The organism is Proteus sp. G2669 (assembly GCF_009915245.1).
In the GTDB taxonomy this organism is placed as follows: Bacteria; Pseudomonadota; Gammaproteobacteria; order Enterobacterales; family Enterobacteriaceae; genus Proteus.
Window position 1 is genome coordinate 1 of the sequence record NZ_JAABLX010000039.1, and the last position, 24,117, is coordinate 24,117.

Here is a 24,117-nt window from a genome sequence, read left to right on the forward strand (position 1 = left end):
TAAATCAACGGAACGACTTAAGAGGATAATTACAGATGGCTGCCCGACCACGAACCCATAAAATTATCATTCCCAATCTATATCGAAAGCTAGATAAACGTAACGGCAAAATTTATTGGCAATATAAACATCCCATCACCGGTAAATTTCATAGCTTAGGCACCGACGAGCAAGAAGCGAGAGAAACCGCCATTCAGGCCAATACAATTATTGCTGAACAACATACTCGACAGTTATTAAGTATTAATGAACGGTTATCAAAAATTAAGACAAACAAGTCTGAAATATCTGTCGATATATGGATGGATAAATATTTAGATATTCAAAAAGAAAGATTAGATATCGGTGAATTAAAAATTAATTCTTATCGACAAAAAATGAAACCTATTAATTTATTCCGTCAGTATTGTGGTACGAAAATATTAAAAGAGATAACCGCTTTAGATATTGCTGAAATAATAGATTCCATCAAAGTATTAGGACATTCAAGAATGGCGCAGGTCGTTCGCATGGTGCTTATTGATGTATTTAAAGAAGCTCAACATGCTGGCTATGTTCCTCCTGGTTACAACCCTGCGAAAGCAACTAAACAACCACGGAACCGAGTGAAAAGAGAACGCATGACATTGGACGAATGGCGCACTATTTACCAGCAAGCCAAGAATCACCCTCCTTACCTGCAATGCGGCATGTTGTTGGCTTTAACCACAGGTCAGCGGATCGGTGATATCTGTAAAATGAAATTCTCTGATATTTGGGATGACATGTTACATATACAGCAAGAAAAAACGGGGAGTAAGTTGGCCATCCCTCTCTCACTAAAATGTGAGGCTATCAATCTCTCCTTAAGAGATGTTGTTGCTCAATGTCGTGACGCGGTTGTGAGTAAATATCTCGTGCATTATCGGCATACCACCGCACAAGCAAAACGAGGCGAGCAAGTCACACCAAATACATTAACCACAACGTTTAAAAAAGCGCGAGATAAATGTGGGTTAACTTGGGAAAAAGGTACGGCACCTACTTTCCATGAACAACGATCTTTATCTGAGCGACTTTATCGAGAACAAGGAATTAATACACAAAAATTATTGGGGCATAAAACACAAAGTATGACTGATAAATACCACGATGATAGAGGCAAAGAATGGCAAATTATTGCTGTTTAATTGAACAGTTTTGGGGAAGAGTTTTGGGGATATTTTGGGGAAGAATTTTATAGTACAAAAAATAAACGGGAACTAATAAGCTCCCGTTAACTATTTATCAAATCAACAATTACATGTGTTTGATAATCGCATCACCAAACTCGCTACATTTCAGCAGTTTAGCGCCTTCTAACTGACGTTCGAAATCATAAGTTACGGTCTTAGCGGCAATCGCCCCTTCCATACCTTTAATGATTAAGTCAGCGGCTTCTGTCCAACCCATGTGGCGTAGCATCATTTCTGCGGAAAGGATAATTGAGCCAGGGTTAACTTTATCTTGCCCTGCATATTTTGGTGCAGTACCGTGTGTTGCTTCAAATAAAGCACACTCATCACCAATATTTGCACCCGGTGCGATACCGATACCACCTACTTGAGCCGCTAATGCATCGGAAATATAGTCACCATTTAGGTTCATACATGCGATTACATCGTACTCTGCTGGACGTAACAGAATTTGTTGCAAGAATGCGTCAGCGATAACGTCTTTAACGATGATCTCTTTACCTGATTTTGGATTTTTGATTTTAACCCAAGGACCACCATCTAATAATTCACCACCAAACTCTTCACGTGCTAATTCATAACCCCAGTCTTTAAAGGCACCTTCGGTAAATTTCATAATATTACCTTTGTGTACCAGAGTCACTGAATCACGGTCGTTATCGATCGCGTATTCAATCGCTGCACGCACTAAACGCTTAGTTCCTTCTTCTGAACAAGGTTTGATACCAATACCACAATCTTGTGGGAAGCGGATTTTGGTAACACCCATTTCATTTTGCAGGAATTTAATCACTTTATCGGCTTCTGCTGAACCCGCTTTCCATTCAATACCTGCATAAATATCTTCTGAGTTTTCACGGAAGATAACCATATCTGTTAGTTCAGGTTGTTTAACTGGGCTTGGTGTGCCTTTGTAGTAACGTACTGGACGTAGGCAAATATAGAGGTCTAGTTGTTGACGTAATGCAACGTTTAATGAACGGATACCACCGCCAACTGGGGTAGTAAGAGGACCTTTAATAGAAACACGATATTCACGGATAAGATCTAAGGTTTCTTCTGGTAACCAAACATCTTTACCATAAACCTGCGTTGATTTTTCGCCAGTGTAGACTTCCATCCACTCAATCTTACGTTCTTTGCCGTAAGCTTTCTCAACTGCTGCATCAACAACTTTTAACATTGCTGGCGTGACATCGATACCGATACCGTCCCCTTCGATATAAGGGATAACCGGATTATTTGGAACAACAAGCTTACCTTTAGCATCTAGTGTAATTTTAGCGCCATTAGCCGGAACAACTACTTTGCTTTCCATTTACCTCTCCTTTCATGTAAGCGCACGCTTTGTTAATTTTTTGTAAGAGACCTGTCAATACTACTTGATTATTCAGCTAACGCCAATCGCTTCTCTTTTAAGGTATAATCAATCTCCCATTTTTTACAAAAATTAACTATGGCAAATCAACTTAAAAATAGCGCTAAATCGAGAAAACACCACACTTCATTAGCACAAAGAAAACCAGTGCGCCCAAGAGGTGAGCGTAAAGTCGTTATCTTCAACAAGCCCTTCGATGTTCTTGTACAATTTACGGACGAGAGTGGCAGAAAAACACTAAAAGATTTTATTCCTATTCGTGATATTTATGCGGCAGGACGTTTAGATAGAGATAGTGAAGGACTTTTAGTCTTAACAAATGATGGAAAACTACAAGCAAAATTAACACAACCGGGTAAAAAAACAGGAAAAATCTACTATGCTCAGGTAGAGGGTGTTCCTTGTACCGCCGCATTACAACAATTTCGAGATGGATTAGAGCTTAAAGATGGCAAAACATTGCCAGCACAAGTCGAAATAGTTGAGCAACCCGAATGGTTATGGGAGAGAAACCCGCCGATTAGAGAACGCCAAACTATTCCAACAACTTGGCTAAAAATCACCTTATTTGAAGGTAAAAACCGTCAAGTGAGACGAATGACTGCTCATGTTGGTTATCCTACATTGCGCTTGATCCGCTTTAGTATGGGAAATATTACATTAGATAATTTATTACCCGGTGAATGGAAGGAGATTGATTTTGTTTAAACCTCATGTGACTGTCGCGTGTATCGTTCATGCGCAAAATAAGTTTCTCGTTGTTGAAGAAACTATCAATGGAAAAGCAACGTGGAATCAACCTGCAGGGCACCTTGAAGCCGATGAAACACTTATTCAAGCCGTTCAGCGTGAGTTATGGGAAGAAACAGGATTAACGCTTCCTGTTCAATATTTTCTTAAATTACATCAATGGATTGCGCCTGATAAAACGCCTTTTTTACGTTTTCTCTTTTTAATTGAAGCACAAGAACAATTTGACACTCACCCTAATGATAGCGATATCAATTGTTGTCACTGGGTTAGCGCAGATGAAATTATCCAAAGCCAGCAATTACGCTCACCTTTAGTGAGAGAAAGCCTGTTATGTTATCAACAAGGTAAACACTACCCTCTTTCTATTTTAACTAGCTTTGGCGCACCCTTTAACTAAATGACAGAGAATGGAAAAACAAAGCATCAAAAACAGAGCAACACTTGATGCACCTGTGTCAGTGATATGGTAAAGTATGGCGCTTATTTTTCCGCAGTGAGATCCAGTCATGTCAGATAACAGCCAAAAAAAAGTCATCGTAGGAATGTCCGGTGGCGTAGATTCATCCGTCTCAGCCTATCTTCTTAAGGAACAGGGATATCAGGTCGTTGGTCTGTTTATGAAGAACTGGGAAGAAGACGATGATACAGAATATTGCTCAGCTTCAACGGATCTTGCCGATGCGCAAGCCGTATGCGATAAACTTGGCATTGAGCTTTATACTATCAATTTTGCCGCTGAATATTGGGATAATGTTTTTGAACATTTTTTATCTGAATATAAAGCAGGCCGCACCCCAAACCCCGATATTCTGTGTAATAAAGAAATAAAATTTAAAGCATTTTTAGAATATGCGGCAGAAGATTTAGGTGCTGATTATATCGCAACAGGTCACTATGTTCGCCGTCGTGATATTAATGGCAAAAGCCAATTACTTCGTGGCGTCGATAACAACAAAGACCAGAGCTATTTCTTATACACGTTAAGTCACGAGCAAATCGCACAAAGCCTTTTCCCTGTTGGTGAAATGGAAAAGCCTGAAGTTAGAAAAATTGCTGAAAAACTTGATTTAGCAACAGCAAAGAAAAAAGACTCAACGGGTATTTGTTTTATTGGTGAGCGTAAATTTACCGATTTCTTATCACGTTACCTCCCAGCTAAACCTGGTCCTATCATCACAGTTGATGGTGAAACCATCGGTGAACACCAAGGATTGATGTATCACACATTAGGTCAACGTAAAGGTTTAGGTATCGGTGGAACAAAAGACGGTGGCGATGATCCTTGGTATGTCGTTGATAAAGATGTTGAAAATAACATTCTTGTTGTGGCGCAAGGTCATGAACATCCAAGATTAATGTCTGTCGGCTTAATTGCTCAACAATTGCATTGGGTATCGAGAGAAACAATTACTGAAGCTTTCCGCTGTACTGTTAAAACACGATATCGCCAACCTGATATTGCGTGTACAGTAACACCATTAAGTGAAGATAAAATTGAAGTCCGCTTTGATTATCCCGTTGCGGCTGTAACACCGGGACAATCAGCCGTCTTTTATCAAGACGAAGTCTGTTTAGGTGGCGGTATCATTGAAACCCGTATTCAGGAGTAGACGTGGCTAAAGATTTTCGTGATATTACACTTGCACTGGCAGGCGTCTGCCAGGCAAGTCGTCTTGTTCAGCAAATAGCTTACCAAGGTAGTGCGAACGAGAATGATGTTGAAGTGATGGTTAACAGTATTTTTAATCTCAATCCAACATCAACACTTGATGTTTATGGCAATCAAATCAGCCATTTAAAATTAGGCTTTCAAACACTGAAAGCTATCCATCAGGCAGTAAGAAGAGAAAAATTAACACTGGAGTTGATGACTTATCAACAAGGTTTAATCAACTTAGAACGCTTAATCGGACGAAATGACGATTATAGTGCACGTTTATCACAAAAAATTTCTCAATTAGAGCGTCAAAAAAGCTATTTTGAACCTATGTCCGAAGGTGTATTTAATGCCCTTGCTGGCGTTTATGTTGATGCAGTTAGCCCTGTAGGCCCTCGCATTCAAGTTCATGGCTCTATCGAACTGTTAAAAAACCCAATTATTCAAGCTAAAGTTAGAGCGCTATTATTAACGGGTATCCGTAGTGCTGTGCTCTGGCGTCAAGTTGGTGGTCGCCGTTTTGATTTTTTATTGCATCAAAAAACGATCATCCGACAAGCTGATGATTTTCTCGCTCAATGTTAATACTTTAAATTCAACCTGGGAGTTGCCAACAATGGAATTATCTTCGCTGACAGCGATTTCACCGATTGACGGTCGTTACGGTAGTAAAACTTCGTCGTTACGTTCTATTTTTAGTGAATTCGGTCTTCTGAAATTCCGTGTACAGGTAGAAGTTCGCTGGCTGCAAAAGCTGGCATCTTGCGCCGACATTAAAGAAGTTCCCGCCTTTGAAAAAAACGCAAACGATTACCTTGATGCAATTGTTGCTAATTTTAATGAAGAAGATGCGGCACGCATTAAATCTATCGAACGCACCACTAACCACGATGTAAAAGCCGTAGAATATTTCTTAAAAGAAAAAGTGGCGACCATCCCTGCTTTACATCAGGTTTCTGAATTTATTCACTTTGCTTGTACTTCTGAAGACATTAATAATCTGTCTCATGCTATTATGCTAGAAACAGCCCGCCAAGAGATCCTGCTACCTGTATGGCGTGAACTTATTGATACAATTAGTAAAATGGCACAAGAATACCGCGACTTACCTCTTCTTTCTCGCACTCATGGTCAACCTGCTACCCCATCTACAATGGGTAAAGAGTTTGCTAACGTTGCTTACCGCATGGAACGCCAATACCGTCAACTTACACAAGTTGAGATCTTAGGTAAAATTAATGGTGCCGTCGGTAACTATAACGCTCACTTAGCCGCATATCCTGAAGTAAACTGGCACCAATTTAGTGAAGAATTTGTAACTTCATTAGGTATTACATGGAACCCATACACAACGCAAATTGAACCGCATGATTATATTGCTGAACTTTTTGATTGTATTAGCCGTTTCAATACCATTTTGATCGATTTCGATCGTGATATTTGGGGTTACGTTGCATTGAATCACTTCAAACAAAAAACGATTGCGGGCGAAATTGGCTCATCCACCATGCCTCACAAAGTCAACCCTATTGATTTTGAAAACTCTGAAGGAAACTTAGGGTTAGCAAATGCCGTTATGGGGCACCTTTCTAGTAAACTACCGCTTTCTCGTTGGCAACGTGATTTAACTGATTCAACCGTTCTGCGCAATTTAGGTGTGGGTATTGGTTATGCATTAATTGCTTATCAATCAACCATGAAAGGCCTTAATAAGCTTGAAGTAAATGAAAAACATCTTCGTGAAGAATTAGACTGTAACTGGGAAGTATTAGCAGAGCCAATCCAAACTGTAATGCGTCGTTATGGCATTGAAAAACCGTATGAAAAACTAAAAGAATTGACTCGTGGTAAGCGTATTACTGAGCAAGATATGGTTATTTTCATCGATGGTTTAGAGTTACCTGAGCATGAAAAAACTCGTTTAAAAGCGATGACTCCTGAAAGTTATATTGGTTTTGCAACTCAGTTTGTTGATAAGTTAAACTAATTTATCACACGAAAAAGGCAGATAATTTCTGCCTTTTTTTATAACAAAAAAACGAAGAAAACTATCTATAACCTAAACACTTTGCTGGCTACAGTATTTTTTAATCAATAGATTGTCTATGATAACCTTATATTTTTATCTAATAGACTGACTATCATGTCCTATATTTATTTTACAACGGTGTCTTTTTACCGATTGTACTCAAGGTGGAATAATGCGGATCTTAATTATTGAAGATAATATTTTACTTCGTCATCACTTATCTGTGCAGTTTCGTGATGCAGGCCATCAAGTTGACGCAGCAGAAGACGCTAAAGAAGCAGATAGTTTTATAGCAGAAGGTACACCCGATGTTGCTATTGTAGATTTAGGATTACCCGATGAAGATGGTATTAGCCTTATTCGAAGATGGCGAGAAAACAATATCACGTTACCTATTATGGTGTTAACTGCGCGTGAAAGTTGGCAAGAAAAAGTCTCCGCATTAAATGCTGGTGCTGATGATTATGTGACAAAACCTTTTCATTTTGAGGAAATTGTTGCACGTATTCAGGCATTAATGCGAAGAAACATGGGAATTGCATCGCAAACACTCTCTATTGAGCCTTTTGAGTTGGATTTGTCACGTAAAGAGTTCATGATTTCAGGCGAGCAAATCAAATTAACAGCGTTTGAATATACGATCTTAGAAACATTAATGCGCAATCAAAATAAAGTTGTTAGCAAAGATGCATTAATGCGTCAGTTGTATCCAGATGCTGAATTAAAAGAAAGCCATACTATTGATGTACTAATGGGGCGATTACGTAAAAAAATCTTAGAAAAATACCCTGATGATGTTGTCGTGACAGTACGTGGACAAGGCTACCGTTTTGATATGAAACCTTAATATGCAAAAAAAACAGCGCTCTCCACTCTCATTACGAACACGATTTTTACTTGCAACGAGTGCCATTATTTTGGCTCTTACGCTCTCTTATGGGTTGGTTGCTATAGTCGGTTCTATTGTCAGTGTAGATAAAACCACTTTTATGCTGATGCGCAGTCAGAGTAATCTTTATTACAGTTTAGCGCAGTGGAATAAAGGCAAGCTGAATATTGAGTTTCCAACAAATTTGAATAATAACAATACATCGCTGGTGGTCGTTTTTGATGATAAAGGTAATGTCTTATGGACACCTTCTGATTTACCTAAAGCTATTCCTGATAGCATTAAGCATAAATGGCGTCATGAAGAAGGGTTATTTGAAATTTCGGTTGATGTCAAAATAACTCGTTTAATGCTAAAACAGTTGCCTCAATACCGTGTTTATCTCAAACGACTTGAAGAATATTCAAGTAACGAATTTTTAACTCACTCAGTGGTAATTAATCATTATCCTGCGGCTGATAATATGCCTTACATGGCAATCGCAGTTATCGATCCTATACCTCAGCGTATGCAAAAAGTCAGTCAGGTTTGGGACTGGTTTTTATATATCATTCTCGCTAATTTGTTCTTAGTTGTACCTTTAATTTGGTTAGCAGCACACTGGAGTTTACGGCCTATTAAACAATTGATAGAACAAATCAGTGCATTAGAAAAAGGAACACGTAATGATTTGGATGAAAATCCGCCAACCGAATTAAAGGGCTTAGTCCGAAATTTAAATGTATTATTACGTAATGAACGAAGCCGTTATAGTAAATATCGCACAAGTTTATCTGATCTTACCCATAGCTTAAAAACGCCCCTTGCCGTATTACAATCAACATTACGCTCTTTACGATCAGGTAAGCAAATGACGATAGAGCAAGCTGAGCCTATCATGCTCGATCAAATAGAACGAATTTCACAACAAGTCGGTTATTATCTGCATCGGGCATCTATTCATGGTGATCATGACATTACCACGCGAAAACTCCATTCACTGTCAGGGTTGTTAGATAATCTTTGTAGCGCTTTAAGCAAAGTTTATCAGTCAAAAGGCGTTGATTTAACACTCAATGTTTCACCTGAAATCATGTGGTTAGGTGAGAAAAATGATTTTATGGAAGTGATGGGCAATATTCTGGATAACGCTTGTAAATACTGTTTAGAGTTTGTTGAAATCAATGTAAGTAATAATGAAAACAGCGTAATAATTATTGTTGATGATGATGGCCCCGGTGTTAGCCCTGAAAAAAGAGAGGCTATTTTCCAGCGAGGAACAAGAGCAGACACGTTGCGACCGGGGCAAGGTTTAGGATTATCTATCGCTGTAGATATTATTGAACAATACAGTGGCGAAATTACTATTACCGATAGCCCTTTAGGTGGCGCTCGTATCACTGTAACCTTTGCTGAGCAACAACTTACCACTGAGCGTGAATAACCTCTCTTGATAAAAAATGTTTTTTATCAAACATCCCTCCACTCTGTATACTGCATTATGTATGATATCTATGCAGTTATTACAGCGTTACTCGCTATTACTCACATTGCTCAAAGGAATGTTTAGCAGGAAGTTAGAATTCATTATACTATGACTTCAGGCTTCTCGAATTCAGGATATACACAATGGACTATAAACTTAATTTAGATTGGCAATCATTCCTCGAAAGCCATTGGCAAAAACGCCCTTTATTAATTAAAAACGGCTTCTCACGTTTTGTTGATCCTTTATCTCCTGACGAACTTGCTGGTCTTGCAATGGAAGATGAAGTAGATAGCCGTCTTGTTAGCTGTCAAGACGGACAATGGGGAGTCAAACATGGGCCTTTTGAGCACTTTGAAGGACTTGGTGATAAAGATTGGTCTTTACTTGTACAAGCCGTCGATCACTGGCATTTTCCTAGTGCGGCATTAATGAAGCCTTTTCGTGTATTACCCGATTGGCGCATTGATGATTTAATGATCTCTTATTCTGTTCCCGGTGGTGGTGTAGGTCCGCATCTCGATCAATATGATGTCTTTATTATTCAAGGACAAGGTCGTCGTCGCTGGCGTGTGGGTGAAAAAATCCCAATGAAACAACATTGCCCTCATCCTGATCTGCTGCAAGTAGATCCTTTTGAAGCAATTATTGATGAAGAATTAGAACCGGGTGATATTCTTTATATCCCACCTGGATTCCCACATGAAGGCTATGCGATTGAAGAATCGCTAAACTACTCTGTTGGTTTCAGAGCACCTAATGCGCGTGAACTTTTCAGTGGTTTCGCTGACTATGTGTTAGCTAATGATTTAGGCAGCTATCGTTATAGCGATCCAGATCTAACACCGCGTGAAAACCCAGCATTAGTGCAACATCAAGAGTTAAATAAACTTCATGACATGATGGAAGATTTACTTGCTCAACCAGAAGTATTTCGTCATTGGTTTGGTGAATTTATTTCTCAATCTCGCCATGAACTTGATCTCGCAGTTCCAGAGCCTTTATATGAAAATGCAGAAATTCATGATTTACTGCAACAAGGTGAGCAACTTCATCGTTTAAATGGTATTCGTGCGTTACGTGTTGGCGATAACTGTTTTGTAAATGGCCAATTGATGGATACTGATCATATAGAAGCGGTGGATGCACTTTGCCAATATGATTATATTGATAAACAACACTTGGGCGATGCATTAGCTGATCCAAAATTTGTGCGTTTATTAACTCAGCTAGTTAATCAAGGTTATTGGTATTTTGAAGATTAATTATCACTAATTTTCAATAATAAGTTATAAAGCCCTGAGATATTAATTACAGGGCTTTTTTATTATTAAATACTTTAAAATATCACTTCTTATAAAATTTAACGAATTAAATAATTTATCGATTCTTTTAAAAGTACTCTTGTATTACGAAAGAGAAAAGGAATAACAACAAAAAATGTACTCTGTAAGAAAAAAAGTAATAACGTATGCTTACTATTTGTTGCATAAAGAGAAAATGAGATTAAATAAGTTATCAGAAAATAGCTAGAAATAATAATAAATGACTGTCGATCAGCTTTTTTAATTACTTGCTTTTTATGAGAAATTAACTTCTCTTCTATTACCGGTTTTAATAATTCTCCTGTTATGGTTTCCATTCAATATCCTTATATTATATTTATTCATCTCACTGTGATTATAAGAGATATTCAATAAAATCAATTTATCAAAGAGTTATTAATATTAAGCCTATATTAAAAGTTTAATATTAAATAATATGTAAGCCCATCATTACAAAATCATTCTATTTTTAATTAAGTACGTTTACTCATTAATGTAATGTCTATTTTTCAGCCATTTCTCCTATTTTATTTTATCAATTCCTCCTAAGATAAAATTAGATTTTTACTACCTTACTTCTTTTTTCGACAATGGAGTCGTCTATGAAAAAGTTTATTATTTTAATTGCTGCGTTTATTTTACCGTCCATGGTATTTGCAAAAACAGTAGAAATAACCAAGGAGAAAGCACCACCTGCACAAACGGATATCATTTTTGTATTAGATAAAAGTGGTTCAATGCAAGGATATGAAAAAGATACTATTGGTGGATTCAATACCATTTTAGCTGAAAATAAAAATCGCCCAGAAAAAGTCTATATCAGCACAATTTTATTTGATAGTAAGGCTAAAAAATTACATAACCGCATTGATATTAATAAGATAAATGATTTAACTGCTAATGATTATTTTGCATCAGGTAATACCGCATTGCTAGATGCGGTGGGAAATGCAATCACTGAAGGAAATAAACCAAATTCACCTTATAAAAATGTCATGATGGTGATCATCACTGATGGCGAAGAAAATAGTAGCCGTGAATATTCGCTAGAAAAAGTGAAATCATTAATTACTTCAGCAGAAAAAGAGAAAGGCTGGGAGTTTATCTTTCTAGGTGCCAATTTTGATGCGATAAGTGCAGCGGAAAGTATTGGTATTAAATCATCTAACTCAACTCAATATATTCAAGATGCCAAAGGCTATGGAAATGCCTATGAATCGGTTAATAAAGCCGTTCAGTCTAAGATTGAAGGTAAAGAATTAAATGAAGATTGGAAATCTTCTGTTGAGCAAGATTATAACGAGCGTAAATAAGTCATCTAAGTTAACAATATAACTTAGATATATAACTAAAAAATAATAGCCGACATATCGGCTATTATTTTATACACTCAATACATGATTAATTAATCACTTTAGCCTTTTCTCTTTCAGCCGTAATTTCAGCGATACGCATGATCACACTCACCGCAGCCTCCATTCCTTCTAAAGAGATAAATTCATGCTTACCATGGAAATTATAACCGCCAGTAAAAATATTAGGGCAAGGTAATCCACGATAAGAAAGCTGAGCACCATCTGTGCCACCACGAATAGGTTTGATGTTAGGCTCAATATCACAATCAATCATTGCTTGTTTTGCTATTTCAATGATGTGTGGGAATTGAACAACTTTATCATGCATATTGTAATAACTATCATCAATAGTCAGCTCAATATAGCAATCTGGATGTAAGCCTTTACCTACTTTTTCTGCAATCGCAATCATATTCTGTTTGCGTTTTTCAAATAAGTTACGATTAAAATCACGGATAATATAATGCATTTCCGCCCTTTCTACCGTACCTTTAATACTTTGCAGATGGTAGAAACCTTCATAACCGTCGGTATTTTCTGGTGTTTCATCAATAGGTAATTCTTGATGAATGCGTGTTGCTAATCCTAATGCGTTTACCATCACCCCTTTTGCACTACCAGGGTGAACATTGTTACCAACAATTTTGATATTCACTGATGCGGCGTTGAAGTTTTCATATTCCAATTCACCAACACCACCACCATCGACGGTATAAGCCCAACTTGCACCGAATGCATTTAAATCGACATAATGCGCACCACGACCTATTTCTTCGTCAGGTGTGAACGCGATACGAATATCACCATGAGGTCTATTTGTTTCTTTTAAACGCACCATGGCGGTAATAATTTCAGCAATACCTGCTTTATCATCAGCACCTAATAAGGTTTTACCGTCTGTGGTGATTAATGTTTTACCAATCATGGAGTGTAAGATTGGAAACATAACTGGTGATAACACTTCATCACCAATACCCAATGCAATATCACCACCACGATAATCTTCAAGCACTTGTGGTTTTACATGCTTACCAGAAAAATCCGGCGCTGTATCAAGATGCGAAATAAAACCAATTACAGGCACCGGCCAAGAGACATTGGATGGCAAACTTGCCATTACACATCCTTTGTCACTGAGTGTTACATCAGCAAAACCCAGTTTTTTTAATTCTTGTGCCAATGCCTTAGCTAGTTTTAGCTGACCATCACTGCTTGGTGACATTTTTGAAGATGGTTTTGATTGTGTATCAAAATTAATATATTCAAAAAAACGTTCTAATAATTTATCCATTTTGCCCCCTAAGATCTCTCTAATAACAATAATAGGGAACTCTATAAAATAATTATTGCGTCAAATCAGCTTTAGGATCATTAATTAATTCAAACAATTTATGAACATATTCATCAACAACCTGACTTGCTGGCCCATAATGTTTTTCTTCAAACTGGCTTTCAACCAAACTTGGCTCAAGATTTAGCTCAACAGTGTGAGCACCTGTTAGCCTAGCTTCATGAACAAAACCGGCCGCAGGATAGACATTACCAGAAGTACCAATAGAGATAAAAATATCAGCCTCAGCCAACGCTCGATAAATTTCATCCATGCCAATAGGCATTTCACCAAACCAGACAATATGCGGACGTAGTGGTGATGGAAATTGGCAACAATGGCAGTGATCTGTTGTTTCTAAATTACCTTTCCATTCAAAAACTTGGCGGGATTGTGGGCAACGTACTTTTAATAATTCACCATGCATATGTAAAACATGCTGACTCCCCGCTTTTTCATGTAAATTATCAATATTTTGCGTTACAAGAAGGAAGTTATCTTTACCTAAACGTTGCTCAAGTTTCGCTAGTGCATAATGCGCTTCATTCGGCTGAATGGTAGGTTGTTGCAATTGACGACGGCGTTCATTATAAAACTGCTGAACCAATTGTGGGTTGCGTTGATAACCTTCAGGTGTAGCAACATCTTCAACACGATGTTCTTCCCACAATCCATCTTCTGAACGAAATGTTTTAATTCCTGATTCAGCAGAAATGCCAGCCCCTGTTAATACGATAACTTTGGGTAAATTCATTTCATGTTCCGTTTTATGGGTGAGATGAAAATAACGACAACGTGAATGTTGTCTGCGTAAACTTTTGATCTTACGAAACTTCCTAAGCCGACGATGACGAAGTTTAAGTTTCATCATTACAATCCTTGGTTTTCAAGTTTAAATATCGCGTTTCTAGCGTCACTATTTTAAGCGTTTTTTCTTCTTTGTATGTCAATAAACTTATTGTCCACTTAAAATTCTTGCAGGATCTAGTTTAGTGGCTCGACGAGCAGGATACCAACTTGCTATCAGGCTTAAGATCACAGTGGTGATAAATACAGAAAAAACATCAATCAAATGCACTTCTGAAGGGAGAAAATCGACAAAATAAACATCACCAGAAAGTACACTATGCCCTGTTAATGATTCAATAACAGATACTAAAGGTGTCAAATTATAAGCCACTAACACACCAAAAATAACACCTGCAATACAGCCAATCATGCCTGATAATAAGCCGTACCATAAAAAGATATTACGAATATGGCTATCACGTGCGCCGAGCGTACGTAAAATAGCAATATCACTGCTTTTATCTCTTACCGCCATAATCAGTGTTGAAACAATATTAAAACAAGCCACACCAATCACTAAGATCATGGATAAATACATAATGCTACGGATCATTTGAATATCGCTATACATATAGCCATAATCACTTATCCAGCTTTTAGCATAAACATACTCTTCACTATTTAAACCTGCATTATGAATAATTTCATTAGCCAAAAACGGATCAACCGTTTTCACTTCAATCCCTGTAATACCTTGGCCGTAATCCATATATTGTTGAGCATCTGCTAGAGGAATTAATGCTAATTGGTGATCAAGCATTCCACTCAATTTAAATATGCCACTGACTTGTAGGCGAATACGTTTAGGCTGTAATAGCTTAGTTGGATCATCATTATTCGGAATTAATACCGTTAGCCAATCACCTTGTTTAATTTTTAATGCGTCTGCAACACCTTGCCCAATAATAATTTGTTGCTTACCCGCCCGAAAATCTTGCCATGCATTATTTTGTACATAGCGAGGTAATAAGCTGATATCACCTTGTTTTTCAGGAGATACGCCCATAACTTGCACTGCTTTTAGTTCAGTACCTTTCTCTAACAACCCTGTTAATAAGATATACGGCGCAGCCGCGACAACCCCTGGTGTTTTTTCAATCCGAGGTAATGCCGATTGCCATTGTACAAATGGCTGTTCAACTGAATAAATTTGACCATGAGGAACGACAGATAAAATACGGTTTTTTAATTCGCGTTCAAATCCATTCATAGCACTTAAACCGATAATTAAAACAGCAACCCCAAGCATAATACCCAGTGTTGAAATAACCGAGATTAATGAAACCATTCCCGCACGTTTTCGCCCTCTTGAAAAACGTAAAGCTGTCACTAATGCAAGTGGCAATTGCGCCATTATTTCACTCCTGAAATCATGTTTTGTGGCTGTAATTGACCATCTTTCATTTCAAGTTGACGCTGAAAACGAGCCGCCAGTGATAAATCATGCGTCACCACTAGAAAAGCCGTTTGCTTCTCTTTATTTAATTTTATCAATAACTCGAAAATACCTTCGGCATTTTTCTGATCAAGATTACCTGTTGGCTCATCCGCAAGTACTAATGCAGGATCGTTAACCAATGCTCTTGCAATCGCAACACGTTGTCTTTCACCACCTGAAAGCTCTGAAGGTCGATGATGAGCACGCTCTTTTAAGCCAACCGCTTCAAGTAAAGACATCGCTTTCTCTTTCGCCTTTACAACACTAACTCCACCAATCATTAATGGCATTGCCACATTTTCAAGTGCAGTAAAATCCGGTAATAAATGATGGAATTGATAAATGAAACCCAGTTGTGTATTACGTAGATCGGCTTTTTCTGAAGAAGATAATGTATTAAGTGATTGCCCTTCAAAGAAGACTTCACCTGATGTCGGTGAATCTAAGCCACCTAATAAATGTAATAAGGTACTTTTACCTGAACCAGAACTCCCCACAATCGCTAAAAAATCACCTTTTTCCATTTTAAATGAAACCGATTTCAGCACTTGGGTTGAAATTGTACCGTCTTGGTATTGTTTACACAGGGCGTGACAATCCAATAAACAATTTTTGTCAATTTGCATATTCTTTTCTGATGCCATTGGCTGTTTATTAATAGAAGAATTACTCATAACGTAGCGCCTCTGCTGGCTGAATAGTCGCGGCCCGCCAAGACGGGTATAAAGTAGATAAAAGGGAAATTATAATGGCAGCAAAGCCAATCATAAATACACGGCCCCACTCAAGCGTTGCAGGCAATTCAACACCTTGTGGAATAAGTCCTACCGCCGGCATAATAGTATTTAATTGGCTAGAGAGTAATGCTCCCAAAAGACCACCAGCAACAGCACCTAACATACCTGCACCAGCACCTTGCAACATAAAAATGGACATAATCTGAGAACGTTTTAAGCCCATGGTTTGCAAAATAGCCACTTCTCCTTGTTTTTCCATAACTAATAAAGAAAGTGAGGTAATAATATTAAAAGCAGCCACAGCAATAATTAAGCTTAATAATAATCCCATCATATTTTTTTCCATTTTAACTGCCTGGAAAAATTCACCTTTACGTTCGCGCCAATCTTTCCAGCTTAAATTTTCAGCTAAAGGTTTAGCACTGTATTTTTCAATATTGAGAGGATCAGAAAAGAAAAGACGCCATCCTGTAATATTACCCGGCTGATAACGCATTAAACGTGCTGCATCTTGTTGATTAACTAAGATTTGAGAGGCGTCAGCATCTCCACCACTTTGGAAAATGCCTTTAACAGTAAATAATCGTTGGCTGGGTAATCTTCCCATTGGAGTGAGTTGACTAACACTTGGCACAATCAGACGGATTTTATCCCCTTCTTTTGCTTTCAGTTGTTTAGCCAAGCCACTTCCTAAGATCACGCCATACTCACCCGATTTAAGCATAGAGAAATCACCATAACGAATATGTTTTGTTAAAGGTTCATCTTGTGCTTTTTCAATCCCTAACATGACACCAACGCTGATATTGTCTTTACTTTGCAAAACAACATCACCTTCTACTAAAGGGACAACGTTTATGATACCTTCTCGCGTCAGTAGATTTTCGGCTATATTTGATTGTCGGGGTAATTGTCCGTTAGGTGATGTCACTATGGCTTGAGGAAGATAAGCAAGAATACTTTCTTGCAATGAACGCTCAAAGCCATTCATGACAGAAGTCACTGTGATAAGCGCTGCTACACCTAACATGATCCCTAAAGCGGATAGCCATGAGACGAAGCGGCCGAACTTATCGACCACGCGACCCCGCATATAACGGAGCCCTATATAAAATGAGACAGAATTGTACATGAAATCTGTGCTGTTCCTGTTGCTAATGCGAAGTGTTCAGGGATAATAAAGGGTAGTCTTACTGAATGGAACCACTCTATTCCCAAACTGTGGTTTTTCTTTTATCTTAACCTGCCCGCCAGTTTAAGCTTTAGCGAGTACGCTGAAGATGTGTTGGGAGTTAACTACAACAAAGAGTTCACATTACACGCTTATGTCCTCAGAATATCGTTATCAACTTCCTATAAAACAAGGGGATACTCGCCAGCTAGGTCAACTGACTGGTGCCGCTTGTGCTCTAGAATGTGCAGAGATCATCAAACGTCATTCTGGATTAGTCGTCCTTGTTACTCGTGACATGCAAAATGCATTACGTTTACAAGATGAAATCCGTCAGTTTTGTGATTATCCAGTAGAGACATTATCGGACTGGGAAACGCTGCCTTATGACAGTTTTTCACCTCACCAAGAAATTATCTCAAACCGCCTTTCTACGCTATACCGTATTCCATCACTTCTCAAGGGAATTTTAATCTTACCCGTCAATACGTTAATGCAGAAAGTCTGCCCTACGGATTATCTCGCAAGTCATGCGTTGGTAATGCAAAAAGGAGAGATACTTTCTCGTGATAATTTACGTAAAACACTCGATGAAGCGGGATATCGCCATGTAGAGCAAGTGTTAGAACACGGGGAATATGCAACACGCGGTGCATTGCTTGACTTATTTCCTATGGGAAGTGAATTTCCTTATCGTATTGATTTTTTCGATGATGAAATTGATAGCCTGCGTACTTTTGATGTTGATACCCAAAGAACATTAATAGAAGTGGAGCAAATAAATTTATTGCCCGCACATGAATTTCCTACAGATGCTAATGCAATTGAGCTCTTTCGTAGTCAGTGGCGTGAGCGCTTTGATGTAAGACGTGATCCTGAACATATTTATCAGCAAGTCAGCAAACACATATTGCCTACTGGGATTGAATATTGGCAATCGCTATTTTTTGAACAGCCTTTATCTAACTTATTTGCTTATTTTCCCAAAAACACGCTGATAGTAACGCAAGATCTACAAGATTTCGCAGATAAGTTCTGGCAAGACATCAACCAACGTTTTGAAAGTCGTCGTGTTGACCCAATGCGACCATTGCTTCCTCCTGATGATATTTGGCTCAGTGTTGATAAATTTAATAAAGAACTTAAACAGTGGCCACGAATTCAACTTAAAACAGAAACATTGCCAGAAAAAGCAGGACAAACTAATTTAGGTTATCAACCACTTCCTGATTTATCGATCAACGCGCAAAGCAAATCCCCTTTAGACAATCTACGTCGATTCCAAGAACAATTTTCAGGTAGTGTGATTTTCTCTGTTGAGAGCGAAGGCCGACGTGAAACGGTACAAGAACTGTTATCACGGATAAAAATTGCCCCTAAACAGATCATTGAGTTATCAGATGCCCAAGAAAAAGGAACCTATTTTATTATTGGTGCAGCTGAACACGGTTTTATTGATAGTCATCGTCAATTAGCCATGATCTGTGAAAGCGATATGTTAGGCGAAAGAATTAATCGTCGTCGTCAAGACAATCGTCGAGCAATTAATACCGATACTTTAATTCGTAACCTTGCCGAATTAAGCATAGGCCAACCTGTTGTTCATCTTCAGCATGGTGTTGGACGCTATCAAGGTATGACAACCTTAGAAGCAGGCGGCGTTAAAGCTGAATACTTAATGTTAAGCTACGCAGGTAATGACAAGCTTTATGTCCCTGTTTCATCATTGCATTTAATCAGTCGTTATTCCGGTGGTGCTGATGAAAATGCCCCTTTACATAAATTGGGGGGCGATGCATGGGTAAGAGCTCGTCAAAAAGCGGCTGAAAAAGTCCGTGATGTTGCAGCAGAACTGTTAGATGTTTATGCCCAGCGTGAAATAAAAACGGGCTTTGCCTTTAAAATGGATAAAGAGCAGTATCACGCATTCCGACAAAGCTTTCCTTTTGAAACTACCCCCGATCAAGAAACAGCGATCAATGCCGTATTAAGTGATATGTGCCAAGCTATTTCAATGGATAGATTAGTCTGTGGTGATGTTGGTTTTGGTAAAACAGAAGTGGCAATGCGCGCTGCATTCCTCGCGGTTAACAATAATAAACAAGTTGCAATTTTAGTCCCAACCACCCTATTGGCTCAGCAGCATTTTGATAATTTCCGCGATCGTTTTGCCAATTGGCCCGTTAATATTGAGATGATCTCGCGTTTTCGTAGTGCAAAAGAACAGCAACAAATTACAGAAAAACTGGCTGAAGGTACTGTTGATATCGTCATTGGTACACACAAATTACTACAGCCTAGCATTCACTGGAAAGATTTAGGGCTACTCATTGTTGATGAGGAGCATCGCTTTGGCGTTCGCCACAAAGAACGCATTAAAGCCATGCGTGCTAATGTAGATATTTTAACACTGACAGCAACGCCTATTCCTCGCACGTTAAATATGGCCATGAGTGGTATGCGTGATCTTTCTATTATCGCAACGCCACCTGCACGCCGTTTATCTGTGAAAACCTTTGTGCGGGAATATGATGATTTAGTGGTGCGAGAAGCCATCTTGCGTGAAACATTACGTGGTGGACAAGTTTATTATTTGTATAACGATGTTGAAAATATTGAAAAAGCGCGTGAAAGACTAGCTGCACTCGTACCAGAGGCACGTATTGGAATTGGTCACGGACAAATGCGTGAACGTGACCTTGAGCGTGTGATGAATGATTTCCACCATCAACGTTTTAATGTGTTACTTTGCACTACCATCATCGAAACAGGTATTGATATACCTAGCGCGAACACCATTATTATTGAGCGTGCCGATCACTTTGGTTTAGCACAATTACATCAGTTACGTGGTCGTGTAGGTCGTTCTCATCATCAAGCTTATGCTTATTTGTTAACACCACACCCTAAAGCTATGACAAAAGATGCTCATAAACGTTTAGAGGCAATTGCTTCACTGGAAGATCTGGGCGCAGGTTTTGCATTGGCAACACATGATTTGGAAATTAGAGGTGCAGGAGAATTACTTGGTGAAGAACAAAGCGGTCAAATGAATACCGTAGGCTTCTCACTTTATATGGAATTATTAGAAAGCGCGGTAGAAGCTCTTAAAGATGGCAGAGAGCCATCGCTTGAAGATCTTACTAATCAACAAACTGAAATTGAATTAAGAATGCCCGTCTTATTGCCTGATGATTACATTCCAGATGTAAATGTCAGACTCTCATTCTATAAACGAATTGCAAGTGCGATTGATTTAAATGAACTTAATGATTTAAGAGCAGAGTTAATTGATAGATTTGGTAAATTACCTGATGCTGGTCGTTATTTACTGCGTAATGCAGCTATTCGTTTAAACGCTATGGGCCTTGGTATTACTCGTATTGAAGCCCATGACAAAGGTGGATTTATTGAATTTGGCGAGAAAAACAAGGTTGATCCGGGCTATTTGATTAGTTTGCTTCAAGAACAACCTGCTGTTTTCCGCTTAGATGGCCCATCTAAATTGAAGTTTATTATTGATTTAGCTGAACGTGAAAAACGTCTTACTTTTATTGATGATATGTTAAGCTCATTCGATGATCATAAGATGAAATAACGCAAGAGCTAACCGTTACTTAAGCTAATAAAAAGGCGTAACTGAAGTGATTTTTTCCTTCATTACGCCTTTTTATATTATTGGTATTAGTCTTTACGGCAAGGAATTTTTTCATTCATTGAACAATAGGGTTCTTGTTCTAAGATCAGCCTACCATCAGCGTCTAAAGCAATAACTTCGCCAGGTTTAAACGTGGTGCGCACTTTACCCGGCGTGCCATCAATAGTGTAAAGTACATCATAACCTACAATTCTACGTTCTTGTCGATAAATCGGAATACACTCTTTGAATTGAGGATAAGGGAAATTTGCGATATTGCTGTTATTAAGTGCTTCAATCATATAAAACACACGGCATTCTTGCTCTGCCGGATGAAATCGTGACAATTTTTCGGGTGTAAAAGGTGTTGGTAAACCGATTCGATGACAGTACTCTTCTGTCACAAATACTGTTGATTTAATCGGTGTAGCGGAAACGACATGAGCAAATTGAGGCTGGGGAAATACCCACCTCCATGCAATAAATAAAAGAATAGCTAATGCAATGATTAGTCCTATCAGTGTGTACTTTCTGACATCAACACTCACTTTTACCCCTTTTTATCTGTTTTATCCTTAATTGCTACAGATGTGCAATACAAAGCCATTTTTTTCACGATAACTGGCTAATATATTTAGTATTCAATAAATGAATTCTCTATCTGATAGCTTAATTCAACATCCATGCTGATTAGCATAATAAGCAAACCACGTATTTATGACATGTTAAATACACCACTTATTTCTGTTTTAATTACTTAATTAAATAAGTACCACCACTTTTTTAGAATTTACCTATTATATTAAGCGTGTTCTTAATTTATTTTTCTGAAAAAATTAAAATCGTCATACTATTTATAATACATCATTATGATAACACGAGGTTAACAATTGTTGCTTAGAAATATGTGGCATTTCATTTTATATTCATATTTTAAAAATTATCCCAAAGGCTTATGAAAATATTTTAATCAATTAAAATTGAGTAAAAATAACAAGTTAAGCTTACATTTAACACTTTTTACTTATTATATTTTTAATACAAATTAGAGAAATACCATAACACTTTATTTGATAAATTAATGAATTAAACATCATTTTTTATTTAAGAAAAGTCTTAAATAGTTTAGCATAATAATCAAAAACAGATCTGGACTTTAATATTACTCATTTAATCTTAATGATAAAATAATATTTACTATTGTCTTATTGAGCTTTAGAGTTATTGGTTATTTTTGATATAAACAGATAAATCATCTAGTCATTTATGCTGAGATTTTTTATCTTATTTAGATATTCTCATTTAATTATTTAATTTGAAAGAAAAAACAGATAAAAAACCCTCATATAATATGAGGGTTTAAAAAGATAACTTTTGTCTTACTTACAAAGCAAAAGATAAATTAATGAAGTTTTAGCTTAGGTCTGATCACTCTGTTGATAGAACCAACCAACATCATAAGCCCTGTCTTGATATAACCATGTAATGCAATTTGATGCATTCGATATAAAGAGATGTAAACAATCCGAGCAATCCGCCCTTCGATCATCATGTCACCTTTCATCAAATTGCCCATTAAACTTCCTACCGTACTAAATTTAGAAAGAGAAACTAATGAACCGTGATCGGTAAACACATAATCTTTTAACGGCTTATCTTTTAACATTGCGATAATATTACTATAACAGCGACTCGCCATTTGATGTGCAGATTGTGCTCTTGGTGGAACAAAGCCACCTTCTTTACGAGGGCATGATGCACAGTCACCAATAGCAAAAATCGATCCGTCTAAAGTTGTTTGCAAAGTCGGCTTAACAACTAATTGATTAATACGATTGGTTTCTAGGCCTGCGATCTCTTTCATAAAATCAGGTGCTTTAATACCTGCCGCCCACACCATTAAGTCAGCATCAATATGCTCACCCTCTTTAGTGTTTAATCCACCTTCATCTGCACTTGTGACCATAGTTTTGGTCATGACTCGCACACCTAATTTTGTTAATTCCTGATGTGCTGCGCTCGAAATACGCACTGGTAATGCAGGAAGAATTCGCTCTCCTGCTTCAACTAAAGTGATATTTAACGCAGAAGGTGCTAATTTTTTTAATCCATAACTATTTAGTTGGCGCACTGCATTGTGTAATTCAGCAGAAAGTTCAACACCCGTTGCACCACCGCCAACAATAGCGATATTCACTTTGCGATCTTCAGCTTGTGCATTAGCATCAGCTGAATATTTCAAGAATAAATTCAGCATTTCATTATGGAAACGATGAGCTTGCTGCGGGCTATCTAAGAAAATGCAGTTTTCTTTAATGCCTGGAGTACCAAAATCATTCGATTTACTGCCCAATGCCATGACTAAAATATCATAATCAAGCGTACGTTCAGGGACGAGCAATTCTTGGTCTTCATCATAGATAGCTGCTAATGTAATATTTTTTTGTTCGCGATCAAGCCCCATAAGCGAACCTAATTGGAAGTTGAAATGATGGTTATAACCATGAGCTAAATAACTTAGTGCATCAACTCCATCGTCTAAAGAGCCAGTCGCTACTTCATGTAATAACGGTTTCCATAAATGGCTATTATTACGATCAACTAAGGTAATTTCTGCTTTTTTGCTGCGGCCTAATTTATTGCCTAATTTTGTCGCAAGTTCCAAGCCACCAGCGCCACCACCGACAATAACAATTTTTGTTAATGACATTTAACGTCACTCCATAAAGATATTTACTGTTGTTATTTAAATAGCCTTGGTGAAATCTACTTATATAACGACAGTTAAATCGTTTCGGCTGTTATTTTTGTTCTTAAACAAAGTAATTGGAAAGATGGTCATACCAAAGTTGATTTATATCAAAAACAGTTGAATATTCATATCTCTTTT

20 protein-coding genes are annotated in these 24,117 nt (G+C 37.8%); 11 read left to right on the forward strand and 9 right to left on the reverse strand.

Features of this window, described 5'->3' with window-relative positions; genetic code table 11:
• The first annotated feature begins 35 nt into the window (after window positions 1-35).
• Window positions 36-1,169 carry a site-specific integrase gene (locus GWI68_RS09870; protein WP_166540061.1) on the forward strand — a complete coding sequence of 378 codons (1,134 nt, stop codon included), beginning with the start codon at window positions 36-38 and terminating at the stop codon, window positions 1,167-1,169.
• Window positions 1,170-1,278: 109 nt separating this feature from the next.
• Here the strand turns inward: GWI68_RS09870 and icd are convergent, their stop codons facing one another.
• Window positions 1,279-2,532, reverse strand: a complete 1,254-nt coding sequence (gene icd / locus GWI68_RS09875; RefSeq protein WP_006537208.1) for an NADP-dependent isocitrate dehydrogenase — start codon at window positions 2,530-2,532, stop codon at window positions 1,279-1,281.
• 138 nt (window positions 2,533-2,670) lie between these two features.
• Here icd and rluE point away from each other — a divergent pair, with 138 nt between their 5' ends.
• The 8 genes from rluE to GWI68_RS09915 all read left to right on the forward strand — a co-directional run bounded on the left by rluE (window position 2,671) and on the right by GWI68_RS09915 (window position 10,650).
• Window positions 2,671-3,300 (forward strand): 23S rRNA pseudouridine(2457) synthase RluE, encoded by a 630-nt coding sequence (gene rluE, locus GWI68_RS09880; protein WP_166540161.1) that lies wholly within the window; start codon window positions 2,671-2,673, stop codon window positions 3,298-3,300.
• Window positions 3,293-3,742: an NUDIX hydrolase gene (locus GWI68_RS09885; protein WP_166540162.1), complete on the forward strand. Its 450-nt coding sequence runs from the start codon at window positions 3,293-3,295 to the stop codon at window positions 3,740-3,742. The genes rluE and GWI68_RS09885 overlap by 8 nt, the downstream gene beginning before the upstream one ends.
• A 109-nt stretch (window positions 3,743-3,851) precedes the next feature.
• Window positions 3,852-4,955: a tRNA 2-thiouridine(34) synthase MnmA gene (gene mnmA / locus GWI68_RS09890; RefSeq protein WP_166540163.1), complete on the forward strand. Its 1,104-nt coding sequence runs from the start codon at window positions 3,852-3,854 to the stop codon at window positions 4,953-4,955.
• Window positions 4,956-4,957: 2 nt separating this feature from the next.
• Window positions 4,958-5,587, forward strand: a complete 630-nt coding sequence (gene hflD, locus GWI68_RS09895; RefSeq protein WP_109409359.1) for a high frequency lysogenization protein HflD — start codon at window positions 4,958-4,960, stop codon at window positions 5,585-5,587.
• Between the two features lie 31 nt (window positions 5,588-5,618).
• Window positions 5,619-6,989: an adenylosuccinate lyase gene (purB, locus tag GWI68_RS09900; protein WP_166540164.1), complete on the forward strand. Its 1,371-nt coding sequence runs from the start codon at window positions 5,619-5,621 to the stop codon at window positions 6,987-6,989.
• A 214-nt stretch (window positions 6,990-7,203) separates the two neighbouring features.
• Entirely contained in the window at window positions 7,204-7,878 is a 675-nt protein-coding gene (gene phoP / locus GWI68_RS09905) for a two-component system response regulator PhoP (RefSeq protein ID WP_109409361.1), read from the forward strand.
• A 1-nt stretch (window position 7,879) separates the two neighbouring features.
• Entirely contained in the window at window positions 7,880-9,343 is a 1,464-nt protein-coding gene (gene phoQ / locus GWI68_RS09910; RefSeq protein WP_109409362.1) for a two-component system sensor histidine kinase PhoQ, read from the forward strand.
• A 185-nt stretch (window positions 9,344-9,528) separates the two neighbouring features.
• Entirely contained in the window at window positions 9,529-10,650 is a 1,122-nt protein-coding gene (locus tag GWI68_RS09915; RefSeq protein WP_075672658.1) for a cupin domain-containing protein, read from the forward strand.
• A gap of 98 nt (window positions 10,651-10,748) precedes the next feature.
• Here GWI68_RS09915 and GWI68_RS09920 read toward each other — a convergent pair whose 3' ends face one another.
• Window positions 10,749-11,027, reverse strand: coding sequence for a hypothetical protein (locus GWI68_RS09920; protein WP_166540165.1), 279 nt, complete (start codon window positions 11,025-11,027; stop codon window positions 10,749-10,751).
• 285 nt (window positions 11,028-11,312) lie between these two features.
• On the opposite strand from GWI68_RS09920, the gene GWI68_RS09925 reads away from it, so the two are divergent.
• A complete protein-coding gene (locus tag GWI68_RS09925) occupies window positions 11,313-12,023 on the forward strand; it encodes a vWA domain-containing protein (protein ID WP_227336725.1) in 711 nt (236 codons plus the stop codon).
• An 88-nt stretch (window positions 12,024-12,111) separates the two neighbouring features.
• Here the strand turns inward: GWI68_RS09925 and pepT are convergent, their stop codons facing one another.
• The 5 genes from pepT to lolC all read right to left on the reverse strand — a co-directional run bounded on the left by pepT (window position 12,112) and on the right by lolC (window position 17,551).
• Window positions 12,112-13,356 (reverse strand): peptidase T, encoded by a 1,245-nt coding sequence (pepT, locus tag GWI68_RS09930; RefSeq protein ID WP_109409365.1) that lies wholly within the window; start codon window positions 13,354-13,356, stop codon window positions 12,112-12,114.
• Window positions 13,357-13,408: 52 nt separating this feature from the next.
• A complete protein-coding gene (cobB, locus tag GWI68_RS09935) occupies window positions 13,409-14,266 on the reverse strand; it encodes a Sir2 family NAD+-dependent deacetylase (protein WP_166540167.1) in 858 nt (285 codons plus the stop codon).
• An 84-nt stretch (window positions 14,267-14,350) separates the two neighbouring features.
• Window positions 14,351-15,598: a lipoprotein-releasing ABC transporter permease subunit LolE gene (gene lolE, locus GWI68_RS09940; RefSeq protein WP_109409367.1), complete on the reverse strand. Its 1,248-nt coding sequence runs from the start codon at window positions 15,596-15,598 to the stop codon at window positions 14,351-14,353.
• Window positions 15,598-16,302, reverse strand: coding sequence for a lipoprotein-releasing ABC transporter ATP-binding protein LolD (gene lolD / locus GWI68_RS09945; RefSeq protein ID WP_227336949.1), 705 nt, complete (start codon window positions 16,300-16,302; stop codon window positions 15,598-15,600). The genes lolE and lolD overlap by 1 nt, the downstream gene beginning before the upstream one ends.
• Before the next feature lie 46 nt (window positions 16,303-16,348).
• A complete protein-coding gene (lolC, locus tag GWI68_RS09950; RefSeq protein ID WP_166540168.1) occupies window positions 16,349-17,551 on the reverse strand; it encodes a lipoprotein-releasing ABC transporter permease subunit LolC in 1,203 nt (400 codons plus the stop codon).
• Between the two features lie 193 nt (window positions 17,552-17,744).
• On the opposite strand from lolC, the gene mfd reads away from it, so the two are divergent.
• Entirely contained in the window at window positions 17,745-21,188 is a 3,444-nt protein-coding gene (gene mfd, locus GWI68_RS09955; protein WP_166540169.1) for a transcription-repair coupling factor, read from the forward strand.
• Between the two features lie 86 nt (window positions 21,189-21,274).
• Here mfd and umoD read toward each other — a convergent pair whose 3' ends face one another.
• Together umoD and GWI68_RS09965 are read right to left on the reverse strand one after the other, a co-directional pair.
• Window positions 21,275-21,775, reverse strand: a complete 501-nt coding sequence (umoD, locus tag GWI68_RS09960; RefSeq protein WP_109409370.1) for a flagellar biogenesis regulator UmoD — start codon at window positions 21,773-21,775, stop codon at window positions 21,275-21,277.
• Window positions 21,776-22,629: 854 nt separating this feature from the next.
• A complete protein-coding gene (locus GWI68_RS09965) occupies window positions 22,630-23,937 on the reverse strand; it encodes an NAD(P)/FAD-dependent oxidoreductase (protein ID WP_166540170.1) in 1,308 nt (435 codons plus the stop codon).
• Window positions 23,938-24,117: the final 180 nt, after the last annotated feature.

What these genes read in the sequence shown, in the direction of transcription:
- GWI68_RS09870 (WP_166540061.1), top strand. Translation starts at nt 36, where the DNA reads ATGGCTGCCCGACCACGAACCCATAAAATTATCATTCCCAATCTATAT.
- icd (WP_006537208.1), bottom strand. Translation starts at nt 2,532, where the DNA reads ATGGAAAGCAAAGTAGTTGTTCCGGCTAATGGCGCTAAAATTACACTA.
- rluE (WP_166540161.1), top strand. Translation starts at nt 2,671, where the DNA reads ATGGCAAATCAACTTAAAAATAGCGCTAAATCGAGAAAACACCACACT.
- mnmA (WP_166540163.1), top strand. Translation starts at nt 3,852, where the DNA reads ATGTCAGATAACAGCCAAAAAAAAGTCATCGTAGGAATGTCCGGTGGC.
- purB (WP_166540164.1), top strand. Translation starts at nt 5,619, where the DNA reads ATGGAATTATCTTCGCTGACAGCGATTTCACCGATTGACGGTCGTTAC.
- phoP (WP_109409361.1), top strand. Translation starts at nt 7,204, where the DNA reads ATGCGGATCTTAATTATTGAAGATAATATTTTACTTCGTCATCACTTA.
- phoQ (WP_109409362.1), top strand. Translation starts at nt 7,880, where the DNA reads ATGCAAAAAAAACAGCGCTCTCCACTCTCATTACGAACACGATTTTTA.
- GWI68_RS09915 (WP_075672658.1), top strand. Translation starts at nt 9,529, where the DNA reads ATGGACTATAAACTTAATTTAGATTGGCAATCATTCCTCGAAAGCCAT.
- GWI68_RS09920 (WP_166540165.1), bottom strand. Translation starts at nt 11,027, where the DNA reads ATGGAAACCATAACAGGAGAATTATTAAAACCGGTAATAGAAGAGAAG.
- GWI68_RS09925 (WP_227336725.1), top strand. Translation starts at nt 11,313, where the DNA reads ATGAAAAAGTTTATTATTTTAATTGCTGCGTTTATTTTACCGTCCATG.
- pepT (WP_109409365.1), bottom strand. Translation starts at nt 13,356, where the DNA reads ATGGATAAATTATTAGAACGTTTTTTTGAATATATTAATTTTGATACA.
- cobB (WP_166540167.1), bottom strand. Translation starts at nt 14,266, where the DNA reads ATGATGAAACTTAAACTTCGTCATCGTCGGCTTAGGAAGTTTCGTAAG.
- lolE (WP_109409367.1), bottom strand. Translation starts at nt 15,598, where the DNA reads ATGGCGCAATTGCCACTTGCATTAGTGACAGCTTTACGTTTTTCAAGA.
- lolC (WP_166540168.1), bottom strand. Translation starts at nt 17,551, where the DNA reads ATGTACAATTCTGTCTCATTTTATATAGGGCTCCGTTATATGCGGGGT.
- mfd (WP_166540169.1), top strand. Translation starts at nt 17,745, where the DNA reads ATGTCCTCAGAATATCGTTATCAACTTCCTATAAAACAAGGGGATACT.
- GWI68_RS09965 (WP_166540170.1), bottom strand. Translation starts at nt 23,937, where the DNA reads ATGTCATTAACAAAAATTGTTATTGTCGGTGGTGGCGCTGGTGGCTTG.